The organism is Mesorhizobium waitakense, assembly GCF_056431085.1.
Genome location: NZ_JBWKME010000220.1, coordinates 1 through 18717 on the forward strand (window position 1 = coordinate 1; position 18717 = coordinate 18717).

The window sequence follows — 18717 nt, forward strand, 5'->3', positions numbered from 1 at the left end:
TATCAGTCGCCTCGCCATAACCGGGGACAACCTGTTGAGGCTCCACACCTAGGGCATAAGCAGCCGAGGCCCGCGTGACCGACCTTCCCTATCCAAGTCGGCCCCATTCAAGTCGACCCAAGTCCGTCCGTCCCTCTGCCCCTCTCGATCGCAGCCATCCGCTGATCGTCTTCGACGGCGTCTGCGTGCTATGCTCCGGCTTCGTGCGTATGGTGGTCAGGCTCGACCGTCAAGCTCGCTTCCGCTTCGCCACCGCGCAGTCGCCGTTCGGCGAAGCGCTGTTCAGGCAACACGGGCTGCGCACGGATTCCTACGAGACCAATCTCGTCCTAATCGACGGCATCGCCTTCACGCAGCTCGACAGCTTCGTTGCCGTCATGGCGGAGCTCGGCTGGCCGTGGCGGGCGGCAAAGATCCTGTTGCTGCTGCCGCGCCCGCTGCGCAACTGGCTTTACGACCGCATCGCCAAAAACCGCTACGCCCTGTTCGGCAGGAAGGACAGTTGCAACATTCCTCCTGCCGAATTGCGCGAGCGGTTCCTTGGCTAAAAGCGTGGCTCGTGGAGCAGCGAATGAACCATCCCTTTGTCGGCGGCTACAGCACCCCTAGCGGCCGCTACCTAGTGTTCGGGCGATCAGGAGATAGATGGCGGCTTGCGCAAAAAGCCGTCGCAGCCGAAAGTTTTTTCCGCAGCCTGTCGAAATCGGGCGATGCCGCGCGACATACGTCCGGCTCGCAATGACGCGGCCTTCGAAACAACGGGAGAAGACCATGCAGTATCTGCTTCTTATCTATTCCAGCGAAGCCGGAATGGCGGCCGCGCCCAAGGAGGCGCTCACCCAGATGAGCGCCGCCTATGGCGCCTATACCGAAGCGATGAAGAAGGCCGGCGTGTTCGTGGCCGGTGAGCGATTGAAACCAACGAAGATAGCAACCACCGTACGGGTGGCCAGCGGCAAGACCAATGTGATTGACGGCCCCTATGCCGATACCAAGGAGCAACTCGGCGGCTACTATTTGATCGAGGTGCCCGACATGGACGCGGCTATTTCGTGGGCGGCACGCTGTCCCGGTGCCAGCGCCGGCACAATGGAAGTGCGGCCGATCTGGCCGATGGCCGAATACATGACAACATACACTGCATGAAGGCTGTCGGGTCAGATGCCGCCCGGGCGGCCGCCGAGACCGCCGCCCGGCACAGCTACGGCAAGCTGGTCGCCTACCTCGCGGCGCGCACACGCGACGTGGCTGCCGCCGAGGATGCGCTGGCCGATGCCTTTGCCGAGGCGCTCGAACGCTGGCCACGAACCGGCGTGCCGGCAAAGCCTGAAGCCTGGCTGCTGGCCGTGGCGCGGCGGCGCCGCGTCGATGCGGTGCGGCGTCAGCTGACCAGCGAGGCCGGCCGCGATCATCTCAAGCTGATCGCCGAGGAGGTGGAGGCGCGCATGACCGACGAAGACCTGCCCGACGAGCGGCTGCGGCTGATGTTTGCCTGCGCCCATCCGGCGATCGAAGCCAGCGTGCGCTCGCCGCTGATCCTACAGACCGTCCTGGGCTTCGACGCGGCAACGATCGCTTCTGCTTTCCTGGTCTCGCCGGCAACCATGAGCCAGCGCCTCGTGCGCGCCAAGAACCGCATCCGTGAGACCGGCATTCCGTTCCGCGTGCCCGAGCGGGCCGAACTAGGCGAGCGGCTGGACGCGGTGCTGGAAGCGATCTACGCCGCCTTCGCCGAAGGCTGGTCGGATCCGGCCGGCACCGAGACGCAGCGCCGTAACCTGGCGACCGAAGGCATCTGGCTCGGCCGGCTGGTGGCTTCGTTGATGCCGGATGAGCCGGAGGCGCTCGGGCTGCTTTCGCTGATGCTGTTTGCCGAGGCACGCTGTGGCGCGCGGCGCGATGCAGCCGGAGAGTATGTGCCGCTCGCCGAGCAGAAGTGCGCGGAATGGGACGCCGCCTTGATCGAGGAAGCGGAATCCCTGCTGCGACGCGCCGCCACCATGGGCGTCATAGGCCGTTACCAGCTCGAAGCGGCCGTACAATCCGTCCATTCGGCGCGACGGCTGACCGGCCTGACCGACTGGGCCGCGATCCGCAATTTCTACGATGCGCTGTCAGTCATCGCCGGATCGCCGGTGGTGGCGATCAACCGCGCGGTGGCGATCGCGGAGGCTGAAGGCGCTGTGGCAGGGCTGGCGGCTCTTTATGTGTTGGGCGACGACAAGCGGCTCAACGACTATCAGCCTTATTGGGCGGCGCGTGCCGGTCTCCTGGCCAGGCTCGGTCAGGTGCCGCAGGCGATCGAGGCCTATGACCGGGCGATCGGCCTTGAGCGCGACCCGGCGGTGCGCCGGTTCCTGCAGGGAAAACGGGCAGTCCTCAGACACTAAGCCTCGCCGTCGGCAGTCGCTCAGGCCGGCCACATCTTATGTGCCGTGTTGAGCGTCTTCATCAGCGGATGTTCGCGCCGCGCGGACCACAAGCGTTCCACATTCGGCCACGCCGCGCGCGCCCTGTCGGCGTCGGGATGCCAGGCCACCAGCATGACGAGGTAGATGTCGGCCACCGACATCCGGTCGCCGACCAGCCAGTCACGGCCCTTGAGCGCGCTGTCGAGGACGGCGAAGCCGCGATCCATTTCGGCGATGGCCGCTTGTTTGACGGCCTTCGTGCCGTCGGCATCGGTCGTGTAGCGATGGGCGTAGTAGAGCCGCAGGATTGCCGGATAGAGCACCGACGACATGAAGGCCATCCATCGCAGGAAGTCAGCGCGGTTCGGCGCGCCGACAGGCGGCGCCAGGCCGGCATCGGGGTGACGCTCTGCAAGCAGGATGCAGATCGCCGCCGATTCGGTCATCGAGCGGCCGTCCGGCAAGGTCAGCATCGGAACCTGGTTCAGGGGACTGATGTCGACAAATGCCGGATCGGGCCGATCCGCCTTCGGCACGTCGATCTGCTCGAACGGCGCGTTCGCCAGCGCCAGGGCGGCCTCGACGACAAAGCCGCCGCTGCCCGGACGGGTATAGAGCTTGTACATGAAATTTCTCCCCGGCCTGCTTCGCGCAGGCCGGTGACGATTTGCACGGGAAGCTAGTTCTGCTCAAGCCGGTGCCGGCCGCCACGGGCGGTTTTTTCGGGGGGCCAGTGAGCTGCGACCGCTCGTTGAAGCGTCGTCAACCAATGTCCAAGTGGCATGGCAGACCTGGGAGATTGGTGATGAGCCCTCGCTTCGTCATCCACGGGCGGACCAAGGAGCGAAGCGACACAGCGCGGACCCGAGGATCCATGCCGTGACGTTTCAGCGTCGCGACGGTGCGGATGGCCCTCATCTTGCACCGCGGCATTCCCCGGCCGCCGTCGCGGCATGGATCCCAGGGTCTGCGCGCCGCTTCGCGTCGCACCGCCCTAGGATGACGAAGGGAGGAATGCCGCGTTCAACCTCCGCCGTCGAGACTCTACGCCCCCAACCCTTCGAACAGGATCGTCGATAGATAGCGTTCGGCGAAGGACGGGATGACCACGACGAGGTTCTTGCCCTTGTTCTCCGGCCGCGAGCCGACGACGATTGCCGCCTGCAGGGCGGCGCCCGACGAGATGCCGACCGGCACGCCTTCGAGGCGAGCGACGAGGCGGGCATTGGCGACCGAATCCTCGTTCGAGACCTTGACGATCTCGTCATAGATCGTGGTGTCGAGGATTTTTGGCGCAAAACCGGCGCCGATGCCCTGGATCTTGTGCGGGCCGGGCTGGCCACCCGACAGCACCGGCGAGGATTCCGGCTCGACGGCGACGACGTGCACCGAGGGCTTGCGCTTCTTCAGCACCTGGCCGACGCCGGTGATGGTGCCGCCGGTGCCGATGCCGGCGACGAAGATATCGACCTCGCCATGCGTATCGTTCCAGATTTCCTCGGCCGTCGTCGTGCGATGGATTTCCGGGTTGGCGGGGTTTTCGAACTGCTGCGGGATGATCGCGTTGGGGATCGTCGCCGCAAGTTCGTCGGCCTTGGCGATGGCGCCCTTCATGCCTTTCGGACCTTCGGTCAGCACAAGCTCGGCGCCGAGCAGCGCCAGCATTTTCCTGCGCTCGATCGACATCGTTTCCGGCATCGTCAGGATCAGCTTGTAGCCCTTGGCGGCCGCGGCGAAGGCAAGCGCGATGCCGGTGTTGCCGGAGGTCGGCTCGATCAGCGTGGTCTTGCCGGGAGAAATCTTGCCGGCCGCCTCCAGCGACTCGATCATCGCCACGCCGATGCGATCCTTGACCGAGGCGATCGGATTGAAGAATTCGAGCTTGGCGATGAGATTGGCGACGATGCCCTTTTCCTTGGCGAATTTGTCGAGCCGCACCAGCGGCGTGTCACCGATCGTGTCGGTAATGGAATCGTAGACGCGGCCGCGACCGGGCACGCGGGCAGGGGTGACGGGCTTGTTCATTGGTTTCGCTCCCAGAACTTCAGGCAAATGGAGGGCTTCAGGCAAGTGGCATTGCAACCGGCAAGATAGGACCTTCGGTTGCGCAAGATAGACTGTCGGCCGAAAATATCGAGTGGGACCCATGTCTAAAACATCGGGCTCCCGGAAAAGCGTTTTCCGGAAGAGCCTGTACCTGGAATGATTTGGCTGAAAGGGGCCTATTGACGGGCGGCAATCGCCGCCGCGGCGCCGACCATGAAGCCGGCGGCGGTGCGGTTCAGCGCCTTGAGCGCGCGCGGCGATTTCAGGAACCAGCGCGCCTTGACCGCCAGCGCCAGATAGGGCACCAGCACCACCAAAAGAACGACAATCGTCAGTGCGACCAGTATGCCGTAGTCGGCCAGCGTGATGGTCTTCAGGTCGACGATGGTCGGCGTGATCGCGAGGTAGAAGATCATCGTCTTCGGATTGCCGAGCGTGACGGTGAGGCCGGCGAGGAAGCTCGAAACCAGCCCGCCCTTGCCCTTCTTCGCCTCGACCGTTTCGGGCGTGATGCCGCTGGTCCAGAAGCGCCAGCCGAGGAAGGCGAGATAGGCGACACCAAGCCATTTGATGACCAGAAACACCATGCCGAAAGTCTGCGCGACGAAGGCGAGACCCAGCACCACGGCGGTCAGATAGGTGAGGTCGCCAAGCATCAGGCCAAAGGACATGGCCAGCGACGAGCGGAAGCCGGAGCCGAGCGCCCGCGCGACGAGCGCCGTGACGCCGGGGCCGGGAATGGCGGCGGCGATTCCGAGGGCGGCACTGTAGGCGAGGAAGCCGGTAAGGGTCATGGTTGCGGCCTTGCGCGTCCAAAGTCTTGGTTATTATGCAAGTCGTTGTTGCAACGACGGCTTATGACACAAGGTCAGCCATGCGGGAATTCCCTGAAGCCAGATTCGATTGCACCACGCCGGCGTGCGACCACGCCGTCAGGAACGGCCGCCACTATAGGTGACGCGCCAGATGGTGCCGTTGCCGTCCTCGGTCACGATCAGCGCGCCGTCGCGGGCCACCGCCACGCCGACCGGTCGTCCCCACACCTCGCCGTTGGAGACGACGAAGCCGGTGATGAAGTCCTCGTACTCGCCGGTCGGCTTGCCGTCCTTGAACAGCAATCTCACCACCTTGTATCCGGTTCGGTTGCCGCGATTCCATGAACCGTGCAGGGCCACAAAAGCATCGCCTCTGTACTCGGCCGGAAAACCGGACTCGGCGGGCAATTCCTTTCCATCGTAGAAGGCAATGTTGAGCGGCGCCGAGTGCGCCTGCATCAGCACATCGGGAATGGTCGCCTTGCCGGCAAGATCGGGGCGCTCGCCCTTGTGGCGTGGATCGGCGTTGTTGCCGATGTAATACCAGGGCCAGCCATAGAAAGCGCCGTCCTTGACCACAGTCGCATATTCGGACGGCACATTGTCGCCGAGTGCATCGCGCTCGTTGACGACGCACCACAGCGCCCCGGTCGCCGGCTGGACCGTCATGCCCGAACAGTTGCGCAAGCCGGTGGCGACGATGCGGCCATTCTTGCCGTCGGGGTCGAAGGCCAGCACGTCGGCACGGCCGTCCTCGGACCCCCAAGCAGCACCCAGCGGCTGCGACCTCGTCCAGGCGTCGAGGCCGCCATCCGGCTCCCTTGCCATGTCCTCGGCGACGTTCGATCCCGAGCCGACCGACAGATAGAGCGTCTTGCCGTCCGGCGAGAAGACGATGTCGCGGGTCCAGTGATGATTGGCAGGGATGTTGTCGACGATCGTTTCCGGATCACTGGCCGCCTTCAGGTCACCATTGCGGTAGGCAAAGCGCACGATGCTGTCGCTGTTGGCGACATAGACCCATTGCGGGTCGTTGCCTGGCGGGTAGAAGGCGATGCCGTAGGGCTGGTTGAGATCGCCGGCAAAGATGCCGTCCTTCGCCGGCTTCGCGCTGCCCTCGGCAAGGCGATAGACGCGGATCTGGTTGGCTTCGCTGTCGGCGACGAACAGGTCGCCATTCGGCGCGGTGCGCACGACGCGCGGATTGTCGATGCCCGACGCGATCAGCTCGGCCGAAAAGCCCGGCGGCAATTTCGGCTCGGCGTCTGCCGGCCGGTCGGCGAGGCCGGCGCCGTTCGAGGCGGATTTGGTGACATAAGGCCTAGGCAGGTCTTGCGGCTTGATCAGGCGGCGCACCCCGGGCCCGTCGGCACGCCAGTCGCCGAAGGCGGCGGCACCCCTCAGTACCGGCTGCTCCGCCTGCTGTGCGAATGCAGCCGTGAGAAACAGTGCGGCAGGAAACGCCAGCCCGGCCAGTCGGATCATTTTGTCCTCCACCTTGTCGCGAAGGAATCAACGGCCTGTTTGTTCCTCGGTTCCGCCTCACACGATGAGTTGAGGTGAAACGGTCTCCAGCCTCAGGTGCCGGCCGCGTAGAAATCGTCGTCGAGGCGCTTTTCCAGTGCGACGAGATCGGCCGGCAGCGGCAGGCCCATGGCGCGCATTTCCTGCAGTTTCTCGCGCAACTGCTCCTGGATTTCGTGCTGGTCCTCCGGCTGGTTGACCATTTCCTCGAGCAACAGACTGATCCGGGCCTTGAATTCTTCGAGCGCCATCGTCGTCTCCTCGGTTACCCAGTTCAACGCAGCATGCGGGAAATCAGCTGCGCCGTATAGTCGACCATTGGCACGATGCGGGCATAGTTGAGCCGGGTCGGGCCGATGACGCCGAGTGCGCCGACGACGCGGGCGTCCTTGTCGCGATAGGGCGCGACGACGAGCGACGAGCCCGACAGCGAAAACAGCTTGTTTTCCGAACCGATGAAGATGCGCACGCCCGATCCCTGTTCGGCCAGGTCAAGCAGCTGGATCAGCCCGTCCTGCGTCTCCATGTCCTCGAACAGGTGACGCAACAGTTCGATGTCGGCCTGGGCGGTGACGTTTTCGAGCAGGTTGGCGCGGCCACGCACGATGAGACGCGCCGGCAGGCCGCTCTCGGCGCCGGCCCACACCGCCAGCCCCTTCTCGACCAGGTCTTGCGACAGCGTGTCGAGTGCGGCCCTGGTCTCTTCCTTGATGCGGGCAATCTCGATCCGCGCCTCGGCCAGCGTGCGGCCGCGAATATGGGCGTTGAGGAAGTTCGAGGCTTCGTGCAACTGCGAGACGGTAATGCCGGCCGGCAGTTCGACGACGCGGTTTTCGACGTCGCCGTTCTGCGACACCAGCACCGCCAGCGCCTTGGTCGGCTCCAGCTGGATGAATTCGATATGTTTCAGCGCCACCTCGTTCTTGGCGGCCAGCACCAGGCCGGCGCCTCGCGACATGCCCGACAGCATCTGGCTGGCCTCGGTCAGCATGTGTTCCAGCGTTGCACCCGAGCCGGACGCGCGCACCTGCGCCTCGATGGTGCGGCGCTCCTCGTCGGAGAGGTCGCCGAGTTCCATGAAGGCATCGACGAAGAAGCGCAGGCCGGCTTGCGTCGGCAGACGGCCGGCGGAGATGTGGGGCGCGTAGATCAGGCCGAGATGCTCGAGGTCGCTCATCACGTTGCGGATGGTGGCGGGCGACAGTGAGGACGGCAGGATGCGCGACAGGCTGCGTGATCCCACGGGCTCGCCATCCTTCAGGTAGGAATCGACGATGCGCCGGAAGATGTCGCGCGAACGCATGTCGAGCGACTGCAGCGCAGGCGACAGCAGACTGGGTTCGGCAACTGCCTTGGTCATTAGGCCAAAAACCTCCGGCCCAAGGATATAGACTTCACCATGGTACGCGCAACCCGGTGTCTGTATCAGATCACCCAGGTGTCTGAAGTCAGATCACCGGCCATTTTCCTTTGCGCCACGCGCCCCATGTGGTTACAAGCCGGCCAAGAATCCGAAAAATTACGGGAAAGAAGCCTGAATGCGCCCCTCCAAACGCCAATTCGACGAAATGCGCGCCATCTCCTTTGAGCGCGGCGTCTCCAAGCATGCCGAAGGCTCATGCCTGGTGAAGTTCGGCGACACCCATGTCCTGTGCACCGCCAGCCTCGAGGAGAAGGTGCCGGGCTGGATGCGTAATTCCGGCAAGGGCTGGGTTACGGCGGAATACGGCATGCTGCCGCGCTCGACGGGCGAGCGCATGCGCCGCGAGGCTTCCGCCGGCAAGCAGGGCGGCCGCACGCTGGAAATCCAGCGGCTGATCGGCCGCTCCTTGCGCGCCGTCGTCGACCTGCAGGCGCTCGGCGAGCAGCAGATCACCGTCGACTGCGACGTCATCCAGGCCGATGGCGGCACCCGCACGGCCTCGATCACCGGCGGCTGGGTGGCGCTGTATGATTGCCTGCGCTGGATGGAAGCCCGCCAGATGGCCAGCGTCGCCAAGGTGCTGAAGGATCATGTCGCGGCGATTTCCTGCGGCATCCATGACGGCCAGCCGGTCATCGACCTCGATTATCTCGAGGATTCCTCGGCTGGCACCGACGCCAATTTCGTCATGACCGGCAAGGGCGGCATCGTCGAGATCCAGGGTACCGCCGAGGGCGAGCCCTTTTCCGAGGACCAGTTCGCAGACCTGATGGGCCTGGCCAAGAAAGGCATCCAGCGCCTGGTCAGCCTGCAGCAGATGGCGGTGGTTTAGGCCTGGTTTGTATTGATGAGGTTGGCGATCCTTCCCACCCCCCTCTGGCCTGCCGGCCATCTCCCCCGCAAGGGGGGAGATCGGCTGTGGTCTTGGGTTTCGCCAACCACCAACGTTGCAAGCTGTGAGCCGGCGTTGACGCTTCCAATCTCCCCCCTTGCGGGGGAGATGCCCGGTAGGGCAGAGGGGGGTGCCTCGTGATTCCTTCCGCCATCCTGGAATCGGCTCTCTACGTCACCGATCTTGACGCTGCTGAGAAGTTCTACACCGATATCCTCGGGCTCGACCTGCTCGGCAAGGTCGACGGCAGGCACCTGTTCTTCCGCTGCGGCTCCGGCGTGTTGCTCATCTTCAACGCCGAAGCGACGAAAGTGCCGCCCGCGCCCGATGCGAGACTGAAAGTGCCGCCGCACGGTGCGGTCGGCGAGGGTCATCTCTGTTTTGCGGCCAGCGCCGACGAGATCGAGGGCTGGAAAACACATCTCGAGGCGAAGAAGATCGCCATCGAAAGCGAATTTGAATGGCCGCAAGGCGGGCGTTCGATTTATATACGCGACCCCTCGGGCAATTCGATCGAATTCGCCGAGCCACGGATCTGGGGCCTTTGATGCATTCGCCAACCATTCACTCGCTTGATGGAAAAAAGATCGTCGTCGCCAGCCACAATGCCGGCAAGCTGCGCGAATTCGCCGATTTGATGGGGCCGTTCGGCTTCGAAGCGAAATCGGCCAAGGACTATGGCCTGCCGGAGCCGGACGAGACAGGCACCACCTTCGAGGAGAACGCGTACATCAAAGCACTGGCCGCCGCCCAGGCCACCGGCCTGCCGGCGCTGTCGGATGATTCCGGCCTGTGCGTCGACGCGCTCGACGGCGCGCCTGGCGTCTACACCGCCAACTGGGCCGAAACCCCTGACGGATCGCGCGATTTCGCCATGGCCATGCAGCGCACCGAAGTGGCGCTGCAGGAAGTCGGCGCCGCCTTGCCGCAACAGCGCAAGGGGCGCTTTGTCGCCGTCATCTGCCTGGCCTTTCCCGACGGTGACGCCGAATATTATCGCGGCGAGGCCGAAGGCACGCTGGTCTGGCCGCCGCGCGGCGACCTCGGCTTCGGCTACGACCCGGTGTTCCTGCCCAACGGCTTCGAAAAGACCTTTGGTGAGATGAGCGCCGAGGAAAAACATGGCTGGAAGCCCGGCCAGCCGACGGCGCTGTCGCACCGCGCCCGGGCTTTCCAGAAATTTGCCCAGGCACGATTGAATCCGGCACGATCGGGCTCGGCATGAGCATGCTGCTCGACCGGGCGCCCGGTTTTGGCGTCTACATCCATTGGCCGTTCTGCGCGGCCAAATGCCCCTATTGCGACTTCAACAGCCATGTCCGCCACCAGCCGGTCGACCAGGAACGCTTTGCCAGCGCTTTCGAGGCGGAGCTCGAGACCATGCGCCGGCGCACCGGGCCGCGCGATGTGACCAGCATTTTTCTCGGCGGCGGCACGCCGTCGCTGATGAAGCCGGAAACCGTGGCCAGGGTCCTGGACGCCGTGGCGAAGAACTGGACGGTGCCTGATGGCATCGAGGTGACGCTGGAGGCCAATCCGTCCTCGGTCGAGGCTGAACGGTTCCGCGGCTATCGCGCGGCGGGCGTCAACCGCGTCTCGCTCGGCGTGCAGGCGCTGAACGACAAGGATTTGCGCTTCCTCGGCCGGCTGCACAATGTCGAGGAAGCGCTGCATGCCATCGGCCTGGCGCGTGAGATCTTCCCGCGGCTGTCCTTCGACCTGATCTATGCCCGGCCCGGGCAGACACCGGAGGCCTGGCAGGCCGAACTCGAACAGGCGATCGGCCATGCCGCGGATCATCTGTCGCTCTACCAGCTGACCATCGAGGAAGGCACGCCCTTCCACGCGCTGCATGCGGCCAAGAAATTCATCATCCCCGACAATGACCAGGCCGCCGACCTCTATGCGCTGACGCAGGAGATCACCACGGCGCACGGTCTGCCGGCCTACGAGATTTCAAACCACGCCAGGTCTGGCGCCGAAAGCCGGCACAATCTGACCTATTGGCGCTATGGCGAATATGTCGGTGTCGGACCCGGCGCGCATGGCCGCTTCGTCGAAAACGGCCGCCGCACAGTCACGATCGCCGAGCGTATGCCGGAAACCTGGGCCAATCTGGTCGAGGCCAAGGGCCATGGCGTCACCGGCGGCGAGATCCTGACGCGCTCCGAAGAGGCCGACGAGTTCCTGCTGATGGGCCTGCGGCTGGCCGAAGGCATCGACCTTTCCCGCTACGAGGCGTTCTCCGGGCGCGGCCTGTCGAGCGCGCGGTTGGCGGTGCTGCAGGGCGAGGGGCTGGTGGCGCCGATCGGCAACGCCCGGCTGCGCGCCACACCGGCCGGCATGATCGTGCTCGATGCCGTGGTGGCGGATCTGGCGCGCTAACCCTTGAAGAACGTGCTCTTCGTCTGCAGCCAGAACCGCTTGCGCAGCCCGACCGCCGAGCAGGTGTTTTCCAAGCGCAAGGATATCGAGGTTGAGTCGGCCGGAACAAACCACGATGCGGAAACGCCGCTGACGCATGAGCTCGTCGCCTGGGCCGATATCATCTTTGTCATGGAAAAGGCGCACCGCGCCAAATTGCAGAAGAAATTCAAGGCCAGCCTGAAGAAGACCCGGCTTATCTGCCTCGACATCCCCGACGACTATGAATTCATGGATCCGGTACTGGTCCGCCTTCTCGAGGCGAAGGTCTCGCGATATCTCGGTTGATGAGGGTCGCCGAGCATCTGCAATCGCGCTTTCGTCGTCCTCGGGCTTGACCCGAGAAGCCATGCTGCGGCCGTTGCTGAGCTATGCGCCAGTAGAATTCCGAGCCATCGCAACCTGTTGCACTAGGCGTCGTGCTTGTGGCGGTGTTTGGCGCGGTCTTTCTCGGCCGGCGACTCTCCGGAGCGAACCGGCTTGGTGTCGCCCTTGTCGCGGCGGGCGCCGTGCTGGTCGCCTGTCGGGGGTAGCGGCACGCCGTTGCGGGCGTTTTTCGTTTCAAGACGGGTGATGAAGATATCGAAGCGATTGGGCATCGTTCGGTCAGTGCTCCGTCGTGCTGTCGGTTTCGATGTCGGAAAGCCGCGCCGGCAACGGGTTCGCGGCCGGCTTGTTGGTGCCGCTGTCCTCGGATTTGGCAGGCAGGCGCTTGTCCCTGGGCGCGGCAACACGATTGCAGCCGGCATAGTCGGGCGTGAAAGCGTCCTGTATCGTCAGGCTGTCCATCCTGTCCTCCTCCGGAATCAGGGGGTAAATCTGCCGAACCCGGTTTCGTTCCCTACTGTGGCAAAGGAATGGCGGTTTCCTTACTTCGACGTAGGCTTTTGCAACCCGGCGTCAGCCATGCCAAACAGGGCCGAACGGAGGGTGCCTGGTGATCGGCGAAATCGTAAAACGCAGCTATGTGGTGGGGCAGACCGAGATCGCGGCCCGGCCGCTGGAGGCGGCGCTCTATCTGGTGGCGACGCCGATCGGCAATCTCGCCGACATCACGCTGCGCGCGCTGGAAACGCTGGCCGCCGCCGACATCGTCGCCTGCGAAGACACGCGGGTGTCGCGCGTGCTGCTCGACCGCTATGGCATCCGCCGCCGCACCACGGCCTATCATGAGCACAATGCCGGCGAGGCCGGACCCAAGCTGATCGCGGCACTTCAGGCCGGACAGAGCGTGGCGCTGATTTCCGATGCCGGCACGCCACTGGTCTCCGATCCCGGCTACCGGCTGGTCGGCGAGGCGCTCGACCATGGCATCCGCGTCGTGCCGATCCCCGGCCCGTCGGCGCCGCTTGCCGCGCTGACCGCATCCGGCCTGCCGTCGGACGCCTTCCTGTTCGCCGGCTTCCTGCCGGTCAAGACCGGGCAGCGGCTGACGCGGCTCGAAGCCCTGAAAGCCGTGCCGGCGACGCTGATCTTCTTCGAATCGCCGCGCCGGCTGGCCGAATCCCTCGGCGCTATGGTCGAGGCCCTCGGCGGCGGGCGAAAGGCCGCGATTGGCCGCGAGCTGACCAAGACGTTCGAGGAGATGCGCACCGGCACGCTGCAAGTGCTGGCCGACCATTATGCGGCGGCCGACACGCCGAAAGGCGAGATCGTCGTCTGCGTCGGTCCCGCCGAGGCCAGGGCCGACGAGCCTGAAGATATCGACCGCCTGCTGTTGTCGCTCGCCGCCGAAATGCCGGCCTCCAAGGCTGCGGCGGAAGCGGCGAAAATGACCGGCGGTCAGAAACAGGCGCTCTATCGGCGATTGCTGGAGCTCAGGGATGCCGCTGGAGGAGGTGGTGGCTGAGCGCCCGAGCGTCAGCCGCCAGAGGGCCTATCGGCGCGGCCATCGCGGCGAATGGCTGGCCGCGGCAGTGCTGATGCTCAAGGGCTACCGGATCCTGGCGCGCCGCCACCGCACCCGCTTCGGCGAGATCGACCTGATCGCGCGGCGCGGCGATCTGGTCCTGTTCGTCGAGGTCAAGGCACGCCGGACGCTGATCGAAGCCATGGAGGCGATCGGCCATGAATCGGAGCGCCGCATCGAAGCGGCGGCCGACATCTGGCTGTCGCGCCAGTCCGACTATGGCAGGCTGTCGATGCGCTTCGACATGGTCGCGGTGCTGCCCTGGCGCTGGCCGGTGCATGTGGAGAACGCGTTTTATGGAAGGAACTGAGGGGAGCGGTGCTCGCCCTTCGCAGGCTCAGGGCGTTCATCGTTCGGAAAGCCGAGCAATTGGCTTTCCGTCCGCTTCGCGGACCACGCCTCACCCCCAGATCATCAACGCCACCAACCCGACAATGCCAACCACCAGCCGCCACCAGCCGAACAGCGAGTAGCCGTTGCGCGAGACGTAATCAAGCAGGAAGCGCACGACGATGAGTGCCGTGAGGAAGGCGGCGACGAAGCCGATGGCGATGATGGGCAGGTCGGCGCTGCTCAGCACGTTGCGGTTCTTGAACAGGTCGAAGGCGAAGGCGCCGACCATGGTCGGGATGGCAAGGAAGAAAGAAAATTCCGCCGCCGCCCGCTTGTCGACGCCCAGAAGCAGCGCGCCGACGATCGTCGACCCCGAGCGCGACGTGCCGGGGATCAGCGACAGGCACTGAAAAAGCCCGATCTGCAGGTAAAGCCGGGTTGGGAAGCGCTCAACGTCGCGATAGACCGGCTTGAGGTTCATGCGGTCCACCGCCAGCAGCACGACGCCGCCGATGATCAGCATGATGCAGATCAGCCTTGGCGATTCGAACAGCACCGTCTTGATGAAATCATGCGCCAGCGCGCCGATGATCGCCGCCGGCAGGAAGGCGATCAGGATACCGATCACGAAATGTCGTGTCAGCCGGTCATGCGGCAGGTCGAGCAGCATTTGCCACAGGCGGCGGAAATAGACGCTCAGGATCGCCAGGATGGCGCCGAGCTGGATCAGGATCTCGAAGGCCTTGCCGGTCGAATGGAAGCCGAGGAAATGGCCGGCGAGCAGGATATGGCCGGTCGACGAGACCGGGATGAACTCGGTCAGCCCCTCCAGCAGGCCGAGCAGCAGGGCTTCGACGATGGTCTGGCTTTCCATGGCTACCTCGGATTGGCGTGACGGCTAACAGAACGGCTTGCTTGTCATGGCCTGCAAGTCCCCCTATAGGTCGCAACACCCTGACGGCCCGCTAGGCGGGCGGCCAAGACTTACCGGTGCGACCGGCGATTCGCCAGTGCGCTTTATCATCGCGGAACCATGCTGACGCTTTTCCACCACCCCATGTTCGCCACCTGTCGCTTCGTCCGCCTCGCTTTCGGCGAGTATGGCGAGGAGCTGGCCTTGATCGAGGAAAAGCCGTGGACGCGGCGCAAGGAGTTCCTGGCGTTGAACCCGGCCGGTACGCTGCCGATCCTTTTGGCCGAAGGCGACGTGCCCATCGTCGGCGCAACCGTCATATCGGAATACCTCGATGAGACGCGCGGCGTCTTGAAGCGCGACAAGCGGCTGTTCGCCGAGGACCCGATGCAGCGCGCCGAAATCCGCCGGCTGATCGACTGGTATCTCAACAAGGCCGAAAGCGAGGTCACCCGCCATCTGGTGCGCGAACGCGTGCTGAAGCCGGTGATGCCGGAAACGGCGGGCGGCGGCTCGCCCGATTCGGGCGCAATCCGCGCCGCCCGCGCCAACATCCGCCAGCACATGAAATACACCAATTGGCTCGCCGGCACCCGCCATTGGCTGGCCGGCAGCAGGGTCACCTATGCCGATCTCGCGGCCGCCGCGACGCTGTCGGTGCTCGATTATCTCGGCGAGATCGACTGGCGCGAGCACGCCGCGGCGCGCGAATGGTACACGCGGGTGAAGTCGCGGCCCTCCTTCCGGCCGCTTTTGACCGACCGGGTGCGCGGCCTGTCGCCGGTGTCGCATTATGCGGACCTCGACTTCTGACGCCGCAAAACTGCGCGCGCTGATCGACGCAGAGGCGCATCGCGCCGGCTTCGATGCCGTCGGCGTCACCACACCCGATGCGATCCCGCTCGCGCCTGCGCGCCTGGCCGAATTCGTCGCCGACGGCTTTCACGGTTCGATGGGCTGGATCGCCGAGACGCTTGAGCGCCGCAGCGAACCGACGGCACTGTGGCCGCAGGTGCGCTCGATCATCGTGCTGGCGATGAATTACGGTCCCGATCATGATCCGCGCGGGGTGCTGGCCAAGCACGACCGTGGCGCCATCTCGGCCTATGCGCAGAACCGCGACTATCACGAGGTGATGAAGGGCCGGCTGAAGGAGATCGCCGGCAAGCTCGTGGCGCGCGCCGGCGGCGACGTGAAGGTGTTCGTCGACACGGCACCGGTGATGGAAAAGCCGCTGGCCGAGGCCGCCGGACTCGGCTGGCAAGGCAAGCACACCAACCTGGTCAGCCGCGAGCACGGCTCCTGGCTGTTTCTTGGCACCATCTTCACCACGGCCGAACTCGTGCCCGACCGGGCGGAGATCGACCATTGCGGTTCCTGTCGCGCCTGCCTCGACGCCTGCCCGACCGATGCTTTCCCGGCGCCCTACCGGCTCGATGCGCGGCGCTGCATCTCCTATCTCACCATCGAGAACAAGGGGCCGATCCCGCATGAATTCCGCGAGAAGATCGGCAACCGGATCTATGGCTGCGACGACTGCCTCGCCGCTTGTCCGTGGAACAAGTTCGCCCAGGCGGCTTCCGAGGCAAAACTCGCCGCGCGCGACGATTTGCGCGAACCGCCGCTTGGCCAGTTGCTGCAACTCGACGATGCTGCCTTCCGCGCCTTCTTCTCCGGGTCGCCGATAAAACGCATCGGCCGCGATCGTTTTGTCCGCAACGTGCTGATTGCCGCCGGCAATTCCGGCGATGCCGCGCTTGCCGGCCCCGTGCGCGCCTTGCTGGACGACGCTTCGCCGCTGGTGCGGGGCGCGGCAATATGGGCGCTGGCGCGGCTCGTGCCCAATGCCGAATATTCCGAACGGGCAGCTATCGGACTGAAAATCGAGGACAACGAGGCCGTGCGCGACGAATGGCGTCTGGCGCGGCCAACCAGGGCACATGCATGAGCGACAAGCAGATCTTCATCTTCGGCGCCGGCTATTCCGGCCAGGCTTTTGCCCGCGCCAGCAATGCTGCCGCCAGGATCTTCGGGACGACGCGTTCGCCGGATAAACTCGAGACGCTGCGGCAGGCCGGCATTGTGCCGCTGTTGTTCGACGGCGCGCTGACCGGCGAAATCGGCGATGCGCTGGGAAAGACAACGCATCTGGTGGTTTCGGTCGGCCCGGAAGAGGCCGGTGATCCCGTGCTGAATGCCGCTCGCACGGAGATCGTGGCGCGGATGCCTGCACTTGGATGGATCGGCTATCTCTCAACGGTCGGCGTCTACGGCAATTATGACGGCGCCTGGGTCGATGAAACGGCCGAATGCCGGCCGGTGTCGAAGCGCTCGGTGATGCGGGTGGCTGCCGAACAGGACTGGCTGGAATTGGGCCGGGACATCGGCCGGCCGGTGGCGATCCTGCGCCTGTCGGGCATTTACGGGCCCGGCCGCAACGCCTTGGTCAATCTGGAAAACGGCACCGCAAGGCGGCTGGTCAAGCCGGATCAGGTGTTCAACCGCATTCATTGCGACGATATTGCCGGTGCGCTCTGGCAGCTTATCGAAGGCAATACAGGCGGCATTTTCAACGTCACCGATGATGAGCCGGCGCCGCCGCAGGATGTCGTCGCCTATGCCGCCGAGCTGATGGGCGTCGAGCCGCCGCCCGACATTCCCTTCGACGCCGCCCAGCTTTCGCCCATGGCGCGGTCCTTCTATGGCGAGAACAAGCGTGTCGCCAACGCGGCGATCAAGGCGGCGGGTTATTCCCTGCGCTTTCCGGATTACCGCGCCGCCTTCGACCACATGTGGGCAAGCGGCGAGTGGCGCGACGGCAAGCCGCGCAGCCCGATGAAGCGCTAATCATCGAAGCGGCGCGCGTAGCGTGCTATGATTCGGCCTTGGATTGCGGTGGGGATCCGGTTTCATGAAAACAGCGACGCGGCAATCTCTCGGCAGGAAATCACTGCTGGCCAAAGCGCTCGGCCTGTTCGCGCTGGCCGGGCTCGCCGCGCAGCCGGCGGCGGCCGAGGAACGGGCGAAGGACCTGTTCGGCGCCAAGAAACTGCCGGCAGCGACCGCGGCGCAATCCATTGGCTTCTACTCCAAGGGCTGTTTTGCCGGCGGCGTCGCCATTCCCATGGATGGCCCGACCTGGGAGGTGATGCGGCCGTCGCGCAACCGCCGCTGGGGCCATCCGGCGATGATCGCGGTGATCGAGAAATTGTCGCGCGACGCCGCGGCCGATGGTTGGCCAGGCCTGCTGATCGGCGACATTTCGCAGCCGCGCGGCGGTCCGATGATGACCGGCCACGCCTCCCACCAGATCGGCCTCGATGCCGATATCTGGCTGACGCCGATGCCCAGTTCTCCGCTGTCGATGGCGCAACGCGAAAGCATCAGCGCCACCTTGATGGTCGACGAGAAGACCCATCTGGTGAAGGACGCGTTGTGGACGCCGGCACATACGAGGTTTTTGAAGCGGGCGGCGAGCTATCCCGAGGTCGAACGCATCCTGGTCAATCCGGGCATCAAGAAAAAGCTTTGCGACACCGTCAAGGGCGACCGCGACTGGCTGCGCAAGATCAGGCCGTTCTGGGGCCACGACTATCATTTCCACATGCGCATCGGCTGCCAGCCGGGCTCGCCCAGCTGCAAGGCGCAGGAGGCGACGCCGGCCGATGACGGTTGCGGCAAGCCGCTCGCCTGGTGGTTCACACAGGAGCCCTGGAGGCCCAACAAGAACCCGGATGCGCCGAAGGCCCGCGACCTGATGACGATGGCCAACCTGCCGAAGGAATGCCGCGCCGTGCTCGACGCGCCGGGGCCGGCGTCCGCCGAGGCCGCGACCTATCATGGCGGCGCTGTGCCTGTCGTGGCCGCGGCGCCTGAACCCGAAGCGCCTTCGCTGCCCGCCACCACGGCCAATGGTGCAGCCGGCTTGCCGGCCTCGATGAACGCTTTCACCGCGACCCCCGAGATCGGCATCCCGCTGCCGCGGCCACGGCCCGGAAACTGACCGTTACAGGGCTTATCCAGGGCT

22 protein-coding genes and 1 pseudogene are annotated in these 18717 nt (G+C 65.0%); 15 read left to right on the forward strand and 8 right to left on the reverse strand.

From position 1 onward, the window contains the following. The first annotated feature begins 74 nt into the window (after nt 1–74). The 3 genes from AC07FD_RS38980 (at nt 75) to AC07FD_RS38990 (ending at nt 2390) form a co-directional block, all read left to right on the forward strand. Complete coding sequence (locus AC07FD_RS38980; protein WP_478354131.1) at nt 75–548, forward strand: thiol-disulfide oxidoreductase DCC family protein; 474 nt, start codon at nt 75–77, stop codon at nt 546–548. A gap of 223 nt (nt 549–771) precedes the next feature. Next, entirely contained in the window at nt 772–1146 is a 375-nt protein-coding gene (locus AC07FD_RS38985; protein WP_478354132.1) for a YciI family protein, read from the forward strand. Then, nucleotides 1143–2390, forward strand: coding sequence for an RNA polymerase sigma factor (locus tag AC07FD_RS38990; RefSeq protein WP_478354133.1), 1248 nt, complete (start codon nt 1143–1145; stop codon nt 2388–2390). The genes AC07FD_RS38985 and AC07FD_RS38990 overlap by 4 nt, the downstream gene beginning before the upstream one ends. Nucleotides 2391–2410: 20 nt before the next feature. Here the strand turns inward: AC07FD_RS38990 and AC07FD_RS38995 are convergent, their stop codons facing one another. The 6 genes from AC07FD_RS38995 to hrcA form a co-directional block, all read right to left on the reverse strand. Beyond that, nucleotides 2411–3037, reverse strand: coding sequence for a glutathione S-transferase family protein (locus AC07FD_RS38995; protein ID WP_478354134.1), 627 nt, complete (start codon nt 3035–3037; stop codon nt 2411–2413). Nucleotides 3038–3455: 418 nt separating this feature from the next. Beyond that, nucleotides 3456–4436 carry a cysteine synthase A gene (gene cysK, locus AC07FD_RS39000; RefSeq protein ID WP_095083779.1) on the reverse strand — a complete coding sequence of 327 codons (981 nt, stop codon included), beginning with the start codon at nt 4434–4436 and terminating at the stop codon, nt 3456–3458. 197 nt (nt 4437–4633) lie between these two features. Next, nucleotides 4634–5251 (reverse strand): LysE family translocator, encoded by a 618-nt coding sequence (locus AC07FD_RS39005; protein ID WP_478354135.1) that lies wholly within the window; start codon nt 5249–5251, stop codon nt 4634–4636. Between the two features lie 138 nt (nt 5252–5389). Continuing rightward, on the reverse strand, nt 5390–6757 hold the full coding sequence (locus AC07FD_RS39010) for a PQQ-dependent sugar dehydrogenase (protein WP_478354136.1): 1368 nt from the start codon (nt 6755–6757) through the stop codon (nt 5390–5392). A 92-nt stretch (nt 6758–6849) separates the two neighbouring features. Further along, entirely contained in the window at nt 6850–7047 is a 198-nt protein-coding gene (locus AC07FD_RS39015; protein WP_095084361.1) for a hypothetical protein, read from the reverse strand. A 23-nt stretch (nt 7048–7070) separates the two neighbouring features. After that, nucleotides 7071–8156, reverse strand: coding sequence for a heat-inducible transcriptional repressor HrcA (hrcA, locus tag AC07FD_RS39020; protein ID WP_095083770.1), 1086 nt, complete (start codon nt 8154–8156; stop codon nt 7071–7073). A 178-nt stretch (nt 8157–8334) separates the two neighbouring features. On the opposite strand from hrcA, the gene rph reads away from it, so the two are divergent. The 6 genes and pseudogenes from rph to AC07FD_RS39050 all read left to right on the forward strand — a co-directional run. Next, nucleotides 8335–9051: a ribonuclease PH gene (gene rph / locus AC07FD_RS39025; RefSeq protein ID WP_095083768.1), complete on the forward strand. Its 717-nt coding sequence runs from the start codon at nt 8335–8337 to the stop codon at nt 9049–9051. A gap of 197 nt (nt 9052–9248) precedes the next feature. Further along, nucleotides 9249–9659, forward strand: coding sequence for a VOC family protein (locus tag AC07FD_RS39030; RefSeq protein WP_478354137.1), 411 nt, complete (start codon nt 9249–9251; stop codon nt 9657–9659). Between the two features lie 14 nt (nt 9660–9673). Beyond that, nucleotides 9674–10336 (forward strand): RdgB/HAM1 family non-canonical purine NTP pyrophosphatase, encoded by a 663-nt coding sequence (gene rdgB, locus AC07FD_RS39035; RefSeq protein ID WP_478354187.1) that lies wholly within the window; start codon nt 9674–9676, stop codon nt 10334–10336. Beyond that, nucleotides 10333–11496, forward strand: a complete 1164-nt coding sequence (gene hemW, locus AC07FD_RS39040; protein ID WP_478354138.1) for a radical SAM family heme chaperone HemW — start codon at nt 10333–10335, stop codon at nt 11494–11496. Before rdgB ends, hemW begins: the two co-directional genes overlap by 4 nt. A 3-nt stretch (nt 11497–11499) precedes the next feature. After that, nucleotides 11500–11823: a low molecular weight protein tyrosine phosphatase family protein gene (locus AC07FD_RS39045; protein ID WP_478354139.1), complete on the forward strand. Its 324-nt coding sequence runs from the start codon at nt 11500–11502 to the stop codon at nt 11821–11823. Between the two features lie 122 nt (nt 11824–11945). After that, nucleotides 11946–12068 (forward strand): annotated as a pseudogene (locus tag AC07FD_RS39050) (EamA family transporter); the annotation flags it as partial. A gap of 73 nt (nt 12069–12141) precedes the next feature. On the opposite strand, the gene AC07FD_RS39055 reads toward AC07FD_RS39050, so the two are convergent. Next, the gene (locus AC07FD_RS39055; RefSeq protein WP_478354140.1) at nt 12142–12324 is read right to left on the reverse strand and encodes a hypothetical protein; all 183 of its coding nucleotides are present in this window, start codon (nt 12322–12324) and stop codon (nt 12142–12144) included. Between the two features lie 148 nt (nt 12325–12472). On the opposite strand from AC07FD_RS39055, the gene rsmI reads away from it, so the two are divergent. Both rsmI and AC07FD_RS39065 read left to right on the forward strand, forming a co-directional pair. Continuing rightward, nucleotides 12473–13384: a 16S rRNA (cytidine(1402)-2'-O)-methyltransferase gene (rsmI, locus tag AC07FD_RS39060; RefSeq protein ID WP_478354141.1), complete on the forward strand. Its 912-nt coding sequence runs from the start codon at nt 12473–12475 to the stop codon at nt 13382–13384. Next, nucleotides 13377–13754: a YraN family protein gene (locus AC07FD_RS39065; RefSeq protein ID WP_478354142.1), complete on the forward strand. Its 378-nt coding sequence runs from the start codon at nt 13377–13379 to the stop codon at nt 13752–13754. Before rsmI ends, AC07FD_RS39065 begins: the two co-directional genes overlap by 8 nt. Nucleotides 13755–13844: 90 nt before the next feature. Here the strand turns inward: AC07FD_RS39065 and AC07FD_RS39070 are convergent, their stop codons facing one another. Next, nucleotides 13845–14651 (reverse strand): undecaprenyl-diphosphate phosphatase, encoded by an 807-nt coding sequence (locus tag AC07FD_RS39070; RefSeq protein ID WP_478354143.1) that lies wholly within the window; start codon nt 14649–14651, stop codon nt 13845–13847. 159 nt (nt 14652–14810) lie between these two features. Between AC07FD_RS39070 and AC07FD_RS39075 the strand changes: the two genes are divergently transcribed. The 4 genes from AC07FD_RS39075 (at nt 14811) to mepA (ending at nt 18693) form a co-directional block, all read left to right on the forward strand. After that, entirely contained in the window at nt 14811–15503 is a 693-nt protein-coding gene (locus tag AC07FD_RS39075) for a glutathione S-transferase family protein (protein ID WP_109667600.1), read from the forward strand. Continuing rightward, on the forward strand, nt 15484–16638 hold the full coding sequence (queG, locus tag AC07FD_RS39080; RefSeq protein ID WP_478354144.1) for a tRNA epoxyqueuosine(34) reductase QueG: 1155 nt from the start codon (nt 15484–15486) through the stop codon (nt 16636–16638). Before AC07FD_RS39075 ends, queG begins: the two co-directional genes overlap by 20 nt. Then, a complete protein-coding gene (locus AC07FD_RS39085) occupies nt 16635–17537 on the forward strand; it encodes an SDR family oxidoreductase (RefSeq protein WP_478354145.1) in 903 nt (300 codons plus the stop codon). Before queG ends, AC07FD_RS39085 begins: the two co-directional genes overlap by 4 nt. Before the next feature lie 64 nt (nt 17538–17601). Next, the gene (gene mepA / locus AC07FD_RS39090) at nt 17602–18693 is read left to right on the forward strand and encodes a penicillin-insensitive murein endopeptidase (protein WP_478354146.1); all 1092 of its coding nucleotides are present in this window, start codon (nt 17602–17604) and stop codon (nt 18691–18693) included. The last annotated feature ends 24 nt before the right edge of the window (nt 18694–18717 follow it).